The sequence below is a fragment of the Streptomyces sp. NPDC002206 genome (assembly GCF_053593595.1).
On the sequence record NZ_JBSFCW010000040.1, the window covers coordinates 19,450 to 34,090 of the forward strand.

General features: G+C 70.3%; 10 protein-coding genes and 1 pseudogene. 8 read left to right on the plus strand and 3 right to left on the minus strand.

What is annotated here, in order from left to right:
* Window positions 1-17: 17 nt before the first annotated feature.
* Window positions 18-1,568 carry a type VII secretion protein EccB gene (eccB, locus tag ACWCP8_RS36310; protein WP_451120578.1) on the minus strand — a complete coding sequence of 517 codons (1,551 nt, stop codon included), beginning with the start codon at window positions 1,566-1,568 and terminating at the stop codon, window positions 18-20.
* Window positions 1,569-1,797: 229 nt separating this feature from the next.
* Here eccB and eccE point away from each other — a divergent pair, with 229 nt between their 5' ends.
* A complete protein-coding gene (eccE, locus tag ACWCP8_RS36315; RefSeq protein WP_451120580.1) occupies window positions 1,798-3,159 on the plus strand; it encodes a type VII secretion protein EccE in 1,362 nt (453 codons plus the stop codon).
* On the plus strand, window positions 3,159-3,881 hold the full coding sequence (locus tag ACWCP8_RS36320) for a hypothetical protein (RefSeq protein WP_451120582.1): 723 nt from the start codon (window positions 3,159-3,161) through the stop codon (window positions 3,879-3,881). Before eccE ends, ACWCP8_RS36320 begins: the two co-directional genes overlap by 1 nt.
* Before the next feature lie 240 nt (window positions 3,882-4,121).
* Here the strand turns inward: ACWCP8_RS36320 and ACWCP8_RS36325 are convergent.
* Window positions 4,122-4,436: pseudogene (locus tag ACWCP8_RS36325) on the minus strand (IS200/IS605 family accessory protein TnpB-related protein); the annotation flags it as partial.
* A gap of 496 nt (window positions 4,437-4,932) precedes the next feature.
* Here ACWCP8_RS36325 and ACWCP8_RS36330 point away from each other — a divergent pair.
* From ACWCP8_RS36330 to ACWCP8_RS36355, 6 genes are all read left to right on the plus strand, one after another.
* The gene (locus ACWCP8_RS36330; protein ID WP_451120583.1) at window positions 4,933-7,716 is read left to right on the plus strand and encodes an SCO5717 family growth-regulating ATPase; all 2,784 of its coding nucleotides are present in this window, start codon (window positions 4,933-4,935) and stop codon (window positions 7,714-7,716) included.
* Between the two features lie 197 nt (window positions 7,717-7,913).
* A complete protein-coding gene (locus ACWCP8_RS36335) occupies window positions 7,914-9,794 on the plus strand; it encodes an ABC transporter substrate-binding protein (protein ID WP_382843148.1) in 1,881 nt (626 codons plus the stop codon).
* Between the two features lie 96 nt (window positions 9,795-9,890).
* Window positions 9,891-10,973 (plus strand): ABC transporter permease, encoded by a 1,083-nt coding sequence (locus ACWCP8_RS36340; RefSeq protein WP_352270583.1) that lies wholly within the window; start codon window positions 9,891-9,893, stop codon window positions 10,971-10,973.
* Window positions 10,970-11,905 carry an ABC transporter permease gene (locus ACWCP8_RS36345; RefSeq protein WP_382843146.1) on the plus strand — a complete coding sequence of 312 codons (936 nt, stop codon included), beginning with the start codon at window positions 10,970-10,972 and terminating at the stop codon, window positions 11,903-11,905. The genes ACWCP8_RS36340 and ACWCP8_RS36345 overlap by 4 nt, the downstream gene beginning before the upstream one ends.
* Complete coding sequence (locus tag ACWCP8_RS36350; RefSeq protein ID WP_352270580.1) at window positions 11,902-12,930, plus strand: ABC transporter ATP-binding protein; 1,029 nt, start codon at window positions 11,902-11,904, stop codon at window positions 12,928-12,930. The genes ACWCP8_RS36345 and ACWCP8_RS36350 overlap by 4 nt, the downstream gene beginning before the upstream one ends.
* Window positions 12,927-13,922 carry an ABC transporter ATP-binding protein gene (locus ACWCP8_RS36355; RefSeq protein ID WP_352270579.1) on the plus strand — a complete coding sequence of 332 codons (996 nt, stop codon included), beginning with the start codon at window positions 12,927-12,929 and terminating at the stop codon, window positions 13,920-13,922. Before ACWCP8_RS36350 ends, ACWCP8_RS36355 begins: the two co-directional genes overlap by 4 nt.
* An 82-nt stretch (window positions 13,923-14,004) precedes the next feature.
* On the opposite strand, the gene ACWCP8_RS36360 is transcribed toward ACWCP8_RS36355, so the two are convergent.
* Complete coding sequence (locus tag ACWCP8_RS36360; protein ID WP_352270577.1) at window positions 14,005-14,598, minus strand: MarR family winged helix-turn-helix transcriptional regulator; 594 nt, start codon at window positions 14,596-14,598, stop codon at window positions 14,005-14,007.
* Window positions 14,599-14,641: the final 43 nt, after the last annotated feature.

Sequence of the window (14,641 nt, forward strand, 5' to 3'; positions counted from 1 at the left end):
TTTCGCGAATATCGCGGTCACGAACCCTGGGGCTGGCGAGCGCTGTTGGTGTCGAGCCGCGGGCCCTTGGACAGGAACTCGGACCAGGCGAGCGGGACGAGAGAGGGCGTCACCTTCTCGTATCCGAGCCTGATCTGCGCCTGGCTGGGCTCGGGGCGACCGTCCGTCCCGTTCTGCTGCGCGCCGGCGCCGATGTCGGAACGCTTGGCGTCGCTGTCGCCGTTCGCCTGAACGGCGTACCGCAGTCCGGTGTCGGTCACCAGGAAGAGTGAGCCGTCGGGGCTGGCCTGCTGCCCTCGGAACTGGGTGTAGAGGAGGCCGCTGCCTGGGGTGACGTACGTGCTGGTGCCACCTGCGCTGATGGACGCGGGGTACGCGGTGCCCGCCCAGGCGCTGAGCGTCGGGCGGCCGTTGCCGTCGACCTTGCGCAGCACGCTGCAGATGGTGTCCCGGTCGCCGCTGCCACCGTCGGCGGCGTTCACCTGGACGGTCTTCCGCGTGGGCCAGTGTGCTGCCTGGCCGGTAAAGGCAGCGGGGTCGGCGACGAACTTCTGGAGTCCGACGGCGCGTGCCTCGCTGTTCAGGTTGAGCCGGGCGGTCTGCGGGGAGTTGATCAGCAACCAGGCGGTGAACTCGGAGACCGGCTGGACCTTGCCGTCGAGGACCACGTAGTGGGTGGTGCCTTCGCCGTTACGGGTCCGTAGGACCATGCCGACCCTGTTCTCCTCCGTGGAGAGCTGTCCTTGGACGTTCGCGTTCGCGCCGACGGTGCCGGGGATCTGCGGGAAGACGATCGGGCTGCCGTCGTTCAGGGTGGCCAGCCAGTCGTCGGTGACGGACTGCGGCTGCCGGCTGCCGACGAGGGCGCCGGTCAGGTGGCCGTTGTCGGCTGCGGTCTCGTCGATGCGGTACTTGGTGCCGCTCGCATCGACGAGATAGCGGGCTCCGGTCTGGCCCTTGACGTACAGGACCTCGCCACCGCTGAGCCTATTGGCGCCGTCGGTCCGCTTGTTGTCGCGTTCGGCGAAGACGAAGGCGGCCTTCTGCACGGTGTTGCCCTTGCCTCCGGGCTGCTCGCAGACGGCCCACCGCTTGGCCGTGCCTGCGTCGTTCGCCTCGGGCAGCCGGTCGGGGGCGTACGGGATGCCGAGGACCGGTCCGCGCGGCGGCTTGCCCGCGTCGAGGATGTCGTCGGGTACCTGGATGACGTCGTACTGCTGCGGAGTGAGGAGCAGTCGGGCGGAGGCGAGGTTCAGTACGGGATGCAGCAGGGTCTTCTTCTTCCTGCCCTTGCCGGTGGTGAGCACCACATAGCGGGTGGTGGACTGCTTGCCGACGATCACGTTGGTGAAGGGCTTGTCCCAGTCCTTGGGTGCGGTGGGCTTGAACATGCCGTAGGCGCCGAAGCCCGCGAGGATCAGCGCCCCGGCCACCATGCTCGGGAGGACGGCGCGCAGAGGGCGCGGCGCACCCTCCTCGGTGCCGGTGGGCGAGGGTTGGAGAAATGCCGCCACCGTGCGTTTCTTCGCAAAGGTGTACGCGTTGAGTTCATCCCGCCGTGATGCCATGAGTTTGCGTGTCTCCCGTGTCTCCCCGCGCGGCTCCAGGAGTTCGCTTCCCCCGACCCCTGCGCCGGCCCCCCGGATGCCGGACCGCACTGCCGGACAGGCCCCTACTATGCCTGCTGACCCCGGGCGGCTGCGGGGCGGGTAGGGTGATCCAGCCGCCAAAGCCCCCGGCGGGACAGGGGTGATCGGGTCGAAACGGGGGCCTTATGAACGGGGGAATGCCGGAATGATGTCTTCCGCGACGCGGACACGTCCGGCCGGGAACGCACCGCCCCCCGCAGCCCGCACACCCACCGGAGCGGCGCCCTCCCCATACCCGCCCGGCGGACCGGCGCGCGGCCCCTCCGGCCCCGGCCAACAGACCGTCCCGCGGCTGAACGGACGCCCCGGACACTTCGGTTCGTTCCGATTGCAACAACTCGTACTGATCGAGATTGCGGCCGCGCTGCTGCTCGTGTCCTGGGTGATCGAGCCTCTGCTGCTGGTTCCGGCCGGCGCGGTCGCCACTGCGCTGGTGCTGCTCGCCGTCCTCCGCAGGCACCGCCGTTCGCTGCCCGAGTGGCTGGGCACCGCGATCGCGCTGCGCGCGCGTACCCGCAGGGCCGCGTCGCTGGTGCTGCCCGCGGGTACTGAGCCGGGGATCGCGCCCGCCGTCGAGTGCGACCCGGCGCTGCGCACGTACTCGTTCAGCGACCGGGACCGGCGGCCGGTCGGGATGATCGGCGACGGTACGTTCCTCACGGCCGTACTGCAGATCGAGTCGGACGCCACGGCCCTGCGGCCCGACCGGTCCGCGCAGCCGCTGCCGCTGGCCCTGGTCCGGGATGTCCTCGACGTCGACGGCATCCGCCTGGAGTCGGCGCAGATCGTGCAGCACACCCAGCCCGCGCCCGCCCCGCATCTGCCCCCGCAGTCCGTCGCGGCACGCAACTACGCACCGCTGCAGGCCCGGACGGGTTCGCCCGCGGTCCGGATCACCTGGATCGCGCTCAAGCTGGACCCGGAGCTCTGCCCGGAGGCCGTGCAGGCGCGCGGCGGCGGGATCGGGGGGGCGCAGAAGTGTCTCGTACGCGCTGCCGATCAGCTGGCCAGCAGACTGACGGGGGCCGGCTTCCGGGCAACGGTGCTGACCGAGCAGGAGTTGACGTCGGCGATCGCGACCTCGGCCTGCGTCAGCCCGTCGGCGATGGAGCAGGCGGGCCGGACCCACACACCGGCGCGGCGCACCGCGGAGAGCGCGCGGACCTGGCGCTGCGACGACCGGTGGCACACCACCTACTGGGTGGGGCGCTGGCCGCAGTTCGGCGGGGCGGTGAGCGGTGGCGGGGCGTCGATGCCGCAGCTGGTCGCACTGCTCACTTCGCTCCCGGCGCTCGCCACGACCTTCAGCCTGACGCTGGGACACGGCGACCGGCAGGAGGTCTCGATCGCCGGCCATGTCCGGATAACCGGACGCAGCGACGAGGAACTGCTCGCCGCCCGCCATGAGTTGGAGCGCACCGCGCGTGGCGTGAAGACATCGCTGGTGCGACTCGACCGTGAGCAGCTGCCCGGTGTGCTCGCCACGCTGCCGCTCGGGGGTACCCGCTGATGTCCGTACCCACCAGTGCCCGTGCCCGGCTGGGTTTCGGGCTGATCGGACCGCGTCGCAGCCGGCACACGGTCTCCGTCGAGCAACTGGCCTCGATGGCCCTGCCGGTCGGCGACGACGGCATGGTGATCGGTGTGGACGCCGAGGGGCGGCCCGCCGTGCTCGGCATCAACCGGCCGACGCCCTACGACGTCACGCTGATCGGCGGGCTGTGGACGGCGCAGGTGCTCGCCCTGCGGGCGGCCGCGACCGGTGCCCGGATCGTCGTCGAGACCGGCCGGGCCCACGCCTGGGCGGGGCTCGCACAGGCAGCCGGGGGTGGCCAGCCGTGCATTTCGCTGTACGACGTGGGGCGGGTGCCACCGCAGGGCGCCTCGGCCGGCAGCCCTGTGGTCGTGGTACGGGACTGCGGGATGCGGCCGCCGCGCGGGCGAGTGGTGTCCGGACCCTGGCAGTCGGTGGTGACGCTGCTGCCGTATCTGAGTCCGGTGGCGCCCGCATTGATGAAGAAGGCGTCCCTGATGGGGATTCAGCGGGTATCTCCCGAGGAAGCCGCGCAGATCGGTCGAATCGCGCATCTGCCGGCGGCCGCGACGCAGGCGCTGTCGACGCTGGCGGACGGCGTCACCCTCTGGTGCACGGAGCGGGACCGGCAGTTCGTGATGACGCAGGCCACCGATGCGGAGACCGGGCTGCTGGGCGGCGCACGACGAATGGACTGACCGTTCCTAACCGGTGCACATAAGTGAGTCCTGGACCCACTGCTGCGTGCTGGGCGTATCCCGGACGGTGTTGGATGCGCTGGGTTCCCGCGTTCGCTTCCCGCTCGGCGACGGCCCTCCGGGGGGCCGGTTTGTTGCGGGCGGGCGGGTTCCCTCACGTCCCCGGTCGCATGGTCCGGCCTGGGCGGTCCGATGCCCCGCACGATCACTCCGGTCGTGTGGGGGCGGTGCCGTCCGACGCCGGATGTGCGCCGCCTGACAACGGCGGGCCAGCGCCCACTGATCATGTGTGGCCTTGGTGGTGGCCCCAGCGATCCGCGACGACGACACCCCGGTCAGGTCCCGCTTACGCGCCGCCCACGTCTGAGCGCTGTGATCCAGACCATCCGCACAGCGAGCCCTTAGATCACGGGAAGCGAGCGCACCCTGATGCGCACCGACCGCACGCAACACCCTCTCGTCCTGGGCGGTCAGGTGCTTGAGACGGTCCCGGACCGCCACCCCGCAAGACCCAGGCACCACGAACGAGGCCGCCGATTCCCGTAAACCACCCACCCCAACACCCCATCAAGGCCGGACACCCTCCTCCCGAACCAACGAGCAACAGCCGCCAAGGTCACCCTTTCGACCCCAGAACCCCCGTTCCCACTCCCACAAACCCACCCCCGCCCACCACAACTCACTCCAGCTCAGCAAACCGACAGCAGCTCACAACCCCTCGCATGCGCGCGAGGTACGTACCGGCCCGGGCAAGGCGCACGGAATGTTCACATATCCGTATGCAGATGTGCGAGTTTGACCGCTTCGCTCTTCATGCTCTGCCCTACTCGGTTCACTTGGGGGCTACGCGTGACGTACTGGACAGCTCTTGCGGTGCGCTACGGCCTGCCGGAGGGGGCCCGATGACGATTAGGGTGGGTAGGGGCGCGGCAGTAGAACCTGCGGGCAGGCAATGCGCGTCCCAAGGGGGAGAGCCGGGCGGTTCGGAATACGGGAACGGTCGCCCCCACCCACCACGGCACAAGGGTGCTCGACCACACCAGGAGGCAAAGTGAACGGCGATCGGGACGAAATCCGAGAGGGCTGGAGCAGGCCCGTCGACGAGTCGTCCGACGCGGAGCCCGCCGAGATGACGGGTGAGTTCACCATCGACTACACCCCGCCCGCCTGGTACACGCAGAACGCGTCCGGGGACTCGTCGGGCGGGGCCGGATCGCACCTGGCGCCGCCTCCGCCGCCCAACGGCGCGCCGGTGTCCGTGCCCGGGCTGCCGGCCGGGGGCGGCTTCGAGCCCACCTGGGCTCCGGCGCCGCCCGCACCCGCACCCGCGGTGGCGCCGGTCGAGCCGACACCTCCTGCTGCTGCCGCTGCCGCTGGTCCCTCTTCCTCCCCCACGCCCGGGGCGGGGGAGGCGAGTGGTGCGCCGGCTCCTTTCGGAGGCGGAGACCTGGAGAGCGGCGCGACCATGCGGTTCTCGCCGGCCGCGCTGAAGCGGGAGATCGCGGAGCGGGAGGCTGCGGCCGCGGACGCCGCTGTGGCCGCAACTGCGGCCGCGACAACCGCCCGGACGGCAGACGAGGCCGGCGACAGTGCCGGCGATCGTGGCGGTGACGGGGGCGCCACGGATGCGGGCGCGACCGCCGGATCCGACCCCGGACAGCCTTCCGGCGTGGCGACCGACGACGGCAACGGCGATGCGGGTTCGGTCAGCGATTCGGTGACGGATACGGTCAGGGACTCCGTTACGGCCGACGTTCCGGCCGACGTTCCGGCCGACGTTCCGGCCGACGTTCCGGCCGACGCGGACGAGCCTGTCGGCCCTGCGCCCTCGGACGCCATTTCGGATGCGGTGCCGCAGAACGCCCCACCGCCGACCCCTTGGACCCCGGCACCGCCCGCGCAGGGCGGTCTGCCGCCGCTGCCGCCCGCCTTCCAGCCCGCCGCGCCGCAGCCCGACGCGCCCCAGCCGGCGCCGCAGTGGCCGGCGACGGGGCCTGCCCGGACGAACCAGGCGCCCGGCGGCTATGGGTTCCCGAACCCCGCGCAGGCGCCGCACGCGCCTCAGGCACCGCAAGTGCCTCACCTGCCCGCCCAGCGGAACGCCCCGGCGCCGCAGGGGGGTTACGGATTCCCGCCGCAGCCGCAGGCGCCCGCCCAGGGAGTGCCGCTGCCGCCGCAGGTTCCGCAGCATCCCGCTCCCCCCGCGCCGCCGGTGCAGGGCGCATACGGGTTCCCGCAACCGCCCCAGGTGCCGCAGCCACCGCAGTGGCCCGCGCAGCAGAGCGCCCCGCAACCGCCCCAGGCCCACCAGGCGCCCCATCCGCCGGTCCAGGGCGCGCCCAATCTGCCCCCGCCGGTCGCGCCCCAGCTGCCCGCCCACCAGCAACAGCCCCAGCAAGCCCCACAGCAGCACCCGCAACAGCAGCCGCCGCAGGGTCCGCCCGTCGACCCGCGCACCGGTGCGGCCTGGCCCACCCCGGTCACCCATGACCAGCGCGAGCGTTCCGTGCCCGGTGCGCCCCTCGGTTACACGGCGGCCGTGGAGCTTTCCTCCGACCGCCTGGTCCGGGGCAAGCAGAAGGCCAAGAGCAGCCGTGCGCCGTCCGCCGCGTCCCGCTTCAAGCTGGGCAGCAAGAAGGAGGAGGCCGAGCGGCAGCGCAAGCTCGACCTGATCCGTACGCCCGTGCTGTCGTGCTACCGGATCGCGGTCATCAGCCTCAAGGGCGGTGTCGGCAAGACCACGACGACCACCGCGCTCGGCGCGACCCTGGCCACCGAGCGCCAGGACAAGATCCTCGCCATCGACGCCAACCCGGACGCCGGTACGCTCGGCCGCCGTGTGCGTCGCGAGACCGGGGCCACCATCCGTGACCTGGTCCAGGCGATCCCGTACCTCAACTCGTACATGGACATCCGCCGCTTCACCTCACAGGCGCCCTCCGGTCTGGAGATCATCGCCAACGACGTGGACCCGGCGGTCTCGACAACCTTCAACGACGAGGACTACCGGCGCGCGATCGATGTCCTCGGCAAGCAGTACCCGATCATCCTCACCGACTCGGGTACCGGTCTGCTCTACAGCGCGATGCGCGGAGTGCTGGACCTCGCCGACCAGTTGATCATCATCTCGACGCCGTCGGTCGACGGTGCCTCGAGCGCCTCCACGACGCTGGACTGGCTGTCGGCGCACGGGTACGCGGAATTGGTGCAGCGCTCGATCACCGTCATTTCCGGGGTCCGCGAGACCGGGAAGATGATCAAGGTCGATGACATCGTGCAGCACTTCGAGACGCGCTGCCGGGGCGTGATCGTCGTACCGTTCGACGAGCATCTGTCGGCCGGCGCCGAGGTCGACCTGGACATGATGCGCCCGAAGACCCGCGAGGCGTACTTCAACCTCTCCGCGCTGGTCGCCGAGGACTTCCCGCGCGCCCAGCAGCAGCAGGGTCTGTGGACGTCGGACGGCAACAACCCGCCGCCGCAGTTCGCCCCGCCGATGCCCGGACACCAGATGCCCGGTCAGCAGCCGTACGCACCGCAGCAGACGGGCCAGCCGTATCCGCCCCAGCAGCCCTACCCGCCCCATCAGCCGTACGGGGGACAGCAGCCGTATCCCCCGCACCCCGGTCCCGGTGCGCAGCAGAACGGCTGGCAGCAGTCGCTGCCGTCCCAGGCCCAGTCCCCGGCGAGCCCGGCCGGCCCGCCCGCACCGCAACAGCACGGCGGTCAGCCCGGCTTGCCGGCACAGCAGGACCACCCCGAACTGCAAGGCCCCGTCCCGCCCGCGGGCTGGCAGCAGCACCCTCCGCAGCCGCCGCCAGCGCCTCAGCAGTAAGGCATCAGAGGTCTAAACCAATGAGGGCTCGCACCGTCCCGACGGTGCGGGCCCTTTGGGCATTCCTGCAGCCCACACGCCGTTTGGGGCACCGTTGACGCGACTTGACCAGCGCTGGTAGACCTTCGCTTCACCAGTTGGCGAATCAGAGATCAACCCGCCTTCTCCGTGCGAGTCATGACGCGAGGTCCCTGTCCATGGTCACAAGAGTCCCACCACCCTCCGCTCAGCCACGCTCACGTATGCGTATCCTCCTGGCATCCGGTGCCGCGGCCCTCGCATTGGCGGCCGGATCGATCGTCCCCGGAATGCCCGTCGGCGCCGCCCCGCAGCAGGCGCAGGCCGCCGACAACGGCAAGACGACGCTGACCGTCGCGGTCGCACAGAGCGTCGACTCACTGAGCCCGTTCCTGGCTCAGCGGCTGATGAGCACCAGCGTCCACCGGCTCATGTACGACTTCCTCACCAACTACGACCCCAAGGACAACCACACGGTCCCTGGGCTCGCCACCAAGTGGGAGCCGTCCGCCGACAAGCTGACCTGGACGTACACCATACGGTCCAACTCCAAGTGGTCCGACGGGCAGCAGGCCACCGCCGAGGACGCGGCGTGGACCTTCAACAAGATGATGACCGACGAAGGCGCCGCCACCGCGAACGGCAGCTTCGTCGCGAACTTCAAGACGGTGACGGCGCCCAGCCCGGAGAAGCTGGTCATCGAGCTGAAGCAGCCTCAGGCCACCATGGCCGCACTCGATGTGCCGATCGTGCCGAAGCATGTCTGGGAGAAGGTCGGGGACTTCTCGAAGTTCAACAACGACACCAAGTTCCCGATCGTGGGCAACGGGCCGTACATCCTGACCGACTACAAGGTCGACCAGTACGTGAAGCTCAAGGCCAACAAGAGCTTCTGGCGCGGCGCTCCCAAGTTCGACGAACTGGTCTTCAAGACGTACAAGGACCAGGACGCCGCGGTCGCCGCCCTGCGCAAGGGTGAGGTCTCATTTGTCGCGGGCGCCCCCGCGCTCACGCCCGCCCAGGCCGCGTCCCTCAAGGGCGACAAGAACATCAAGGTCAACGAAGGTCCGGGCCGCCGCTTCTTCGCGCTGGCCACCAACCCGGGCGCGCAGACCAAGGACGGCAAGAAGTTCGGCGACGGCAACAAGGCCCTGCTCGACCAGAAGGTCCGCCAGGCGCTCTTCCTGTCGATCGACCGCAAGACCATCATCGACAAGGTCTTCCAGGGGCATGCCGTCGAGGGCCAGGGCTACATTCCGCCGCGCTTCTCGGACTACTTCTGGCAGCCGTCCGACAGCCAGAAGCTGTCGTACGACCCCGACCGGGCGGGCAAGCTCCTCGACCAGGCGGGGTACAAGCTCAAGGGCGACCAGCGCGTCGGCAAGGACGGCAAGCCGCTCGACCTGCGCATCCTGTGCCACGCCACGGACCCGAACGACAAGGCGATCGGCAAGTACCTCAAGGAGTGGTGGGGCAAGCTCGGCATCGGCCTGAAGGTCGACTGCCGCGACGACGTCTCGGTGCCCTGGTACGCCGGTGAGTACGACCTCGCCTTCGACGGCTGGTCCGTCAACCCGGACCCGGACTTCGTCCTGGGCATCCACACCTGCTCGGCTCTGCCCGCCAAGGCCAAGGAGAGCGCGGCCACGGACAACTTCATCTGCGACAAGACGTACGACGAGCTGTACAAGAAGCAGCTCGCCGAGTACGACCCGGCCAAGCGGGCGGACATCGTCAAGCAGATGGAGTCGTGGATGTACGACTCCGGGTACATGAACATCATCGCGTATCCGAACGCGGTCGAGGCGTACCGCACCGACCAGATCAAGTCCATCACCACCATGCCCGAGGCGGCCGGCAACATCTACGGCCAGGACGGGTACTGGAGTTGGTGGTCGGCCGTTCCGGCGGCCGCCGACGGCAAGAACGGTTCGGCCGCCGACAGCGGTGGCAGCTCGACCGGTGTCGTCATCGGCATCGTCGTCGCCGTGGTGGTGGTCGCCGGTGGCGGGTTCCTCCTCGCGCGGCGCCGCCGCAGCACGGCAGAGGAACGCGAATAATCACGCGAACGGGATGAGAGGGACCGGCAGGGGGCCACGACATCGCATCCCCCTGCCGGTCCCTCCAAGTGCAGCACGAGTAACGAGAGTTCCCCCATGACAGCTGACAGCACTCCGGCGCTCGTGCAGAACGCGGATGCGGACATCGACGGCCGGGCTCCGGCCGGGCCCTCGGTCGCCCGCGACGCGCGGGCGCGCAACACCAAGGTCTATCTCCAGTACGTGGCGGCAAAGATCGCGGGAGCGGTCGTCTCCCTGTTCGCCGTTCTGGTCACCAGCTTCTTCCTCTTCCGCCTCATCCCCAGCGACCCCGTGAAGCAGATGACCGGCGGCCGCCGCGTCTCCGCCGAGCAGCTCCAGTCGCTCAGACACCAGTTCGGCCTCGACCAGCCGCTCTGGAAGCAGTTCACCAGCTACGTGGGTGATGCGCTGACCGGGGACTTCGGTACCTCGTTTCAGTTCCACAGCCCCGTCATCGACAAGATCACCGAGGCGCTCCCGGCGACGCTGCTGCTCACCGGCACGGCGTACGTCCTCTACACGGCGCTCGGCATCTGGCTGGGCACCCGTACCGCCTGGCGCAACGGCTCCCGCAGCGACCGCTTCAACACCGCGTTCGCGCTCACGCTCTACTCGGTGCCGTCGTTCTGGCTGGGCCTGCTCCTGATCATTGTCTTCTCGGTGGGCATCGGTCCGATCCCCGGCATGTTCCCGACGGGTGGCCTGGAGTCGGGCGGCGAGACAGGCCTCGCCTACGTCCTCGACGTCGCCCATCACCTGGTGCTTCCCGTGATCACACTGGTCGCGGTCGGCTATGCGCAGACACTCCTCGTGATGCGTTCCTCGCTCCTCGACGAGATGGGCAGCGACTATCTGACGACAGCCCGCGCGAAGGGGCTCCGTGACGATGTCGTACGGCGCAAGCACGCCGTCCCGAACGCGATGCTGCCCACGTTCACACTGATGTTCGTGAACCTGGGTCATGTGGTGGCGGGCCAGATCCTGGTCGAGACGGTGTTCTCCTGGCCGGGACTCGGCGGTCTCTTCTACCAGGCGCTGAGCGTGCCCGACCTTCCCCTCGTCCAAGGGCTGTTCTTCGTCTTCGCCACCGCGGTGATCCTGGCGAACACCCTCGCCGACGTGCTGTATCCGCTGCTCGATCCCCGGGTGGGCCGATGACGACCGAACCGTTGCCCGTGCAGAACGAAGCGGGCGTGACCAAGACCCCGCGCGCCCTGGCCCGGGCCCGCAAGCGCCAGTCACTGGCCCGCTTCTGGCGGGAGTACCGGACACACCGGGGCGGCCTGTGGGGGCTGGCCGGACTCATCCTGATCACGCTGATCGCGGTGTTCGCGCCCACGCTGGCCGGCGCCGACTCGCAGAGCGTCACCGACGCACCGGGGGGCGCGCTCGAATCGCCCAGCGGAGAATTTCCGCTCGGTACCGACCAGTTCGGACGCAGTGTCCTGGCACTGCTGGTGTGGGGTGCCCGTGTCTCGCTCACGGTGGGACTGCTCGCCGCGTTCCTGTGCGTGGCGATCGGTACGGTCGTCGGGATCGTCGCGGGCCACTTCCACGGCTGGTACTCGACGGTTCTTATGCGCGTCACCGACTGGTTCCTGGTGATGCCGACCCTCGTTCTCGCGATCGCGCTCGCCACGGTGATGGACCGCTCCATCTGGACGGTCATCCTTGCCATCGGCGTGACGACCTGGCCGACCACGGCCCGTCTGGTCCGCGCCCAGACGCTCGCCGTGGAGTCCCGTCCCTACATCGAGCGCGCCCGCGCCCTGGGCGGCGGCCACGGGCACATCATGGCCCGCCACGTCCTGCCGAACGTGATGCCGCTGGTGCTCGCGCAGACCACCCTCGTGATCTCCAGCGCGATTCTCACCGAGGCCACGCTCGCCTTCCTCGGCCTCGGCGACCCCACCATCACCTCCTGGGGCGGCATGCTTCAGGACGCGCGCGAGGCAGGCGCCGTGAGCGCCGGCGACTGGTGGTACCTGGCACCGCCCGGCATCGCCATCGCCCTGGTGGCGCTGTCGTTCACACTGTGCGGGCGTGCCATCGAGTCCGTCCTCAATCCCAAGCTGGGGGTGGCCCGTTGAGTACACCGAGCACACAGAAGACCCCCCTGCTGGAGGTACGCGACCTCTCGGTGACGTACGCCGGCGGAGCGCAGGCGGTCCGGGGCGTGAACCTCACCGTCGACGCGGGCCGGAAGCTCGGCATCGCCGGTGAGTCCGGGTGCGGCAAGTCGACGCTCGCACTCGCGCTGCTGCGGCTGCTGCCCGCCCGGACGAAGGTCACCGGCGAGATCCTGCTGAACGGCGAGGACGTCCTCGCCATGAAGTGGGGCCAGGTCAGGGCCGTGCGCTGGGCGGGTGCCTCGATCGTCTTCCAGGGAGCGATGCACTCGCTCAACGCCGTGCACCGCATCGGTGACCAGATCGCCGAGCCGATCCTGCTGCACAAGAAGGCGACACCGGCCGGTGCGAAGAAGAAGGCCGGTGAACTCCTGGAGCACGTGGGGCTGCCGGCCGCGCGCGCGAACGCCTATCCGCACGAGCTCTCCGGCGGTCAGCGGCAGCGCGTGATGATCGCGATGGCGCTGGCCTGCGACCCGGACCTGATCATCGCGGACGAGCCGACGACGGCCCTCGATGTGATGATCCAGGCCCAGATCCTGCGGCTGATCGAGCAGCTGGTGTCCCAGCAGGACCTCGGTCTGATCATGATCAGCCACGACCTGGCGGTGCTCTCGGACACCTGCGACCGGCTCGCGGTGATGTACGCGGGCCGGGTCGTGGAGGAGGGCCCCTCCGCCGCGGTTTTCGAGGACGCGCAACACCCCTACAGCAAGGCCCTGTCGGGCGCCTTCCCGCGGATCGGCGACCGGTCCTCCCGGTTCGCGCCCCGCGGGCTGCCCGGTGACCCGCCGGACCCGTCGGCGCTGCCGGCCGGCTGCACGTTCCATCCGCGCTGTCCGGTGGCACTGGACTCCTGCACCACGCAGGACCAGGAGCTGCGGGACGCCGGCGCGGCGCGGCGGGCGGCCTGTGTGCTGGTGGAGCCGGGGGCGGCCGACGCCCCGCTCCGGCACGGCGCCGAGGAAGCAAGGAGCACATCATGACCCCCACCACTCCTCTGCTCAGCGCGGAGGGACTGAAGGTCACCTTCCCCGGCCGGCGCGGTGCAGCCACGGCACGTGCGGTGGACGGCGTCGACCTGGACATCCGGCCCGGCGAGATCGTCGCACTGGTCGGCGAGTCCGGGTGCGGCAAGACGACGCTGGCCCGCTCCCTGCTGGGGCTGGTGCCGCCGACGTCCGGGACGGTCACCTTCGACGGCAAGCCGCTCAACTATGCGGGCCGCGCGCTGAAGGCGTACCGAAAGCGGGTGCAGCTGGTGCTCCAGGACCCCAGCGGCTCGCTCAACCCGCGGCACACGGTGTACGAGGCGGTGGCGGAGGGCCTGCGGATCCACGGGTACGCCGGTGACGAACGGGCCGCCGTCGCGGAGGCCCTGTCGCGGGCCGGGCTGCGGCCCCCCGAGCGGTTCTTCCTGCGCTACCCGCACGAGCTGTCGGGCGGCCAGCGCCAGCGCGTTGTGATCGCGGGGGCCCTCGTCCTGGAACCGGAACTCATCGTGGCCGACGAGCCGGTGGCCTCGTTGGACGCGTCGGTGCGCGGCGAGATCCTGGCCCTGCTGCTGCGGCTGAGGGACGAACTGGGCCTGTCGGCCCTGGTGGTCACGCACGACCTCGGTCTGGCGTGGAACATCGCCGACCGGGTCGCGGTGATGTATCTCGGCCGGATCGTCGAGACGGGCGAGGTCGAGCAGATCCTGACGGCCCCGCAGCATCCGTACACCCAGGCGCTGCTGTCGGTGCTGCCGGAGGCCGAGGGTGAACCGGTGATCCTCACTGGTGAACCGCCGGACCCGTCGAAGGTGCCGTCCGGTTGCCGCTTCCACGCGCGCTGCCAGATCCTCGCCTCGGGCGAGGCGGAGCGGGCAGGGGTGGCGGACGCGTGCCGTACGACGGATCTTCCGGTGCTCGCGGGGGGCGGGGAGACGCAGGTGGCGTGCCACTGGGCGCATGCGGTGGTGGGCGCGCAGTCATAGGACGGTGGCCCTCCGGTCGGCCGGGCGTCCGGGCGTCCGCACCGGGTCGGACGCGCCCCCGTGTCGGTCGATGACTCAGCGCTCAGATACTGGCTGCCGGCGGCTTTCCGACCCGGCCCGGCCGTCCGGCCCCGGTGGCCGCCCCGGGGTCGGGCGGTGTCCGTTCAGCCGTCTCCAGGGAGCGTTCAAGCTTGCCGAGGAGCCGGCCCAGCTGACGTCGCTCGGCCCCCGTCAGCTCCGCAAGCATCCGTTCCTCGTTGGCGAAGTGCGCGACCGCGACCACATCGGCGATCTCGATCCCCCGGTCGGTGAGCCTCGCGTACACGACCCTGCGGTCGCCGGGATCGCGCTCCCGGGTCACCAGACCAGCCTTCTCCAGCCGGTCCAGACGCAGTGTGATGCCACCGGTGGTGACCAGGGATATATCGGCGAGTTCACCGGCGGTCCGTCGGTAGGGCGGCCCTGACCTGCGCAGAGCCGCGAGCACATCGAAAGCCGCCATGTTCAGGTCGAAGCAGTCGAAGAGGTCGGACAGCAGCCCCTGGTAGCGCAGGAAACTGCGGTGGAGCCGGCCGAGCACCTCCATCGGGGAGGCGTCGAGACTTGGCAGCTCCCGCTTCCACTGCTCCAGAATGAGGTCGACCGCGTCGGGGCTGCTGGAAGCTCTACGAGTCATGTGCGGTGGGAGGACGGCGCCGGCGCCGGGACCCCGCGCCTCC

Excerpts from the sequence above, each read along its gene's own strand:
- eccB (WP_451120578.1), bottom strand. The coding sequence starts at position 1,568 with ATGGCATCACGGCGGGATGAACTCAACGCGTACACCTTTGCGAAGAAA.
- eccE (WP_451120580.1), top strand. The coding sequence starts at position 1,798 with ATGTCTTCCGCGACGCGGACACGTCCGGCCGGGAACGCACCGCCCCCC.
- ACWCP8_RS36320 (WP_451120582.1), top strand. The coding sequence starts at position 3,159 with ATGTCCGTACCCACCAGTGCCCGTGCCCGGCTGGGTTTCGGGCTGATC.
- ACWCP8_RS36335 (WP_382843148.1), top strand. The coding sequence starts at position 7,914 with ATGGTCACAAGAGTCCCACCACCCTCCGCTCAGCCACGCTCACGTATG.
- ACWCP8_RS36340 (WP_352270583.1), top strand. The coding sequence starts at position 9,891 with ATGACAGCTGACAGCACTCCGGCGCTCGTGCAGAACGCGGATGCGGAC.
- ACWCP8_RS36345 (WP_382843146.1), top strand. The coding sequence starts at position 10,970 with ATGACGACCGAACCGTTGCCCGTGCAGAACGAAGCGGGCGTGACCAAG.
- ACWCP8_RS36355 (WP_352270579.1), top strand. The coding sequence starts at position 12,927 with ATGACCCCCACCACTCCTCTGCTCAGCGCGGAGGGACTGAAGGTCACC.
- ACWCP8_RS36360 (WP_352270577.1), bottom strand. The coding sequence starts at position 14,598 with ATGACTCGTAGAGCTTCCAGCAGCCCCGACGCGGTCGACCTCATTCTG.